Source organism: Variovorax sp. 20P10.2.4, from assembly GCF_058244205.1.
This window is the reverse complement of sequence record NZ_JBZAYE010000998.1, coordinates 1-1,833: the sequence shown is the minus strand read 5'-3', so window position 1 is coordinate 1,833 and position 1,833 is coordinate 1. Positions and strand designations below refer to the sequence as shown.

Annotated in this window: 1 protein-coding gene; it reads left to right on the top strand. The window is 68.8% G+C overall.

Annotation, left to right across the window (positions count from 1 at the left end):
* The first annotated feature begins 590 nt into the window (after positions 1–590).
* Positions 591–1,637, top strand: a complete 1,047-nt coding sequence (locus AC27VN_RS40365) for a ThuA domain-containing protein (RefSeq protein WP_256223021.1) — start codon at positions 591–593, stop codon at positions 1,635–1,637.
* Positions 1,638–1,833: the final 196 nt, after the last annotated feature.

The window sequence follows — 1,833 nt, the reverse complement described above, 5'->3', positions numbered from 1 at the left end:
CACCGGCCAAGTCCTCGTCGGGCTTCGACGACATGGACGACGACATTCCGTTCTGATCGGACAGTGCGGCGAGGGCTTGCCTCTCGCCGCCTCCGCCAGCCGGCCAAGGGCCGATCGCCATGCGCGATCGGCCCTTTTTCTTTGCGCCGTCCAGCCTGGGAAAAGCGTGAGGCCGAAAAAGGAAGGGATTTCTATAGTGGAAATACTTTCCAATTCTGCTTATGATCGTCCGCAGCCGGGCCCTCTGGCCCTGCGCTTTCAGCCCTGGAGACGATCCGTGCCACTGCCTCGCCCGTTGTCCGTGTCCGATCTGCGGCGCGTGCCGAACGCGCCGTCCTGAGCGTTCGCCCGCGCCCCGCGCTTTTTTCGCGCACCTGCTTCCGCCGTCGCAACCGCAGCTTCCTTCGCTCGCCGAGGGAGGACGGCCTGCTGCACCCGGTCGAGGCAGGGCGCTGCTTTCCCGCTTTCCCGTCTGAGGCCGGCATTCCTTGGTGCTTCGTCGGCTGCTTCCCCGGCCATCGGAAGCAGCCGAGCCATCCCGGCAGGGCGCGCCCGCGCGGCCCCGGCCACGACTACAAGTAGGAGACTTCGTGAAACCAGCTCATTCCCTGACCCTCGGCCTCGTGTCGAGCGCGGCGCTCGCCTTGGTCCTGACCGCCTGTGGCGGCGGCAGCGGCGGCGGTGCCGGCTTCGTGCCGGTCGCGGTGGCGCCGCCACCGCCGCCCGCGGCGCCCGAAGAACCGGTGGACGACCGACCCACCGATCCCGTGGCCGAGGCGCCCGACACCAGCTTCGACACCTACTACAACGTCTGCCGCGGCACCGACCCCAAGTGCTACAACGACTGGGGCGCGTTCGCCACCACGCCCGACCGCGTGCTGATCTACTCGCGCACCGCCGGGCCGCGCCACGCCAACCTCGGCACGCCGATGGGCACGGGCCTCAACCCGGTCATGAACCCCGACAACGTGATGCAGGCCGGCCTGGTGCGCATGCTCAAGGACGCGGGCATCACGGCCGACTGGACCGAGGACGTGGCGGTGCTCGGCAGCCGCATCAACAACTACAAGGCCGTGATCTTCGCGAGCTCGAACCGCGACACGCTGTGGAACGGCTCGGTCGCGACCAGCAACGACGCCGCGCGCACGGCGCTGCGCAACTACATGCGCCGCGGCGGCGGCTTCGTCGGGCTGCACAACGCCTTCGGCGCCGAATACAACTGGCCCTATTACGAAGGCCTGCTGGGCAACGCCAACTTCTACAACCACGGGCCCAACCGCTCGGGCGACGTCGAGATCATTGCCGACGACCCCTCCACCGTGGACCTGCCCAAGCGCTTCACCTTCCAGGACGAGTGGTACAACCTCGCGCCGTTCCCGACCAACGTGAAGTTCCTCGCCAAGGTCGACACCTCCACGCTCAAGCCGCTGACCTCGCCGCCGCATCCGGGCCATGCGGACTTCCATCCCGTGGCCTGGTGCCAGTACTACGACGGCGGCCGCGCCTGGCTCAGCACGCTGGGCCACAACGACCACTCGTTCAGCGCCAGCTCGACCGGGCCCGGCGCGGACCAGTTCCAGAAGCTGGTGGTGCAGGGCGTGAAGTCGGCCATGGGCCTGACGCCCTTCTGCACCTGATCTGACCCCAGCGGCCTCGCGGCCCGCACGGCGCCCCGGCGCCGTGCGCGCGGTGCTGCGCGCCGCCTTCCTCTTCCCATTGCGGACAACCCTTCCTTCGGAGCGGAGATCTTCACCATGCGACTCACATCACTGGCAGCGACGCTGCTCGCCTGCGGCGCGATCGGCGCACCCCTGCTGCTGGCCGGCTGCGGCG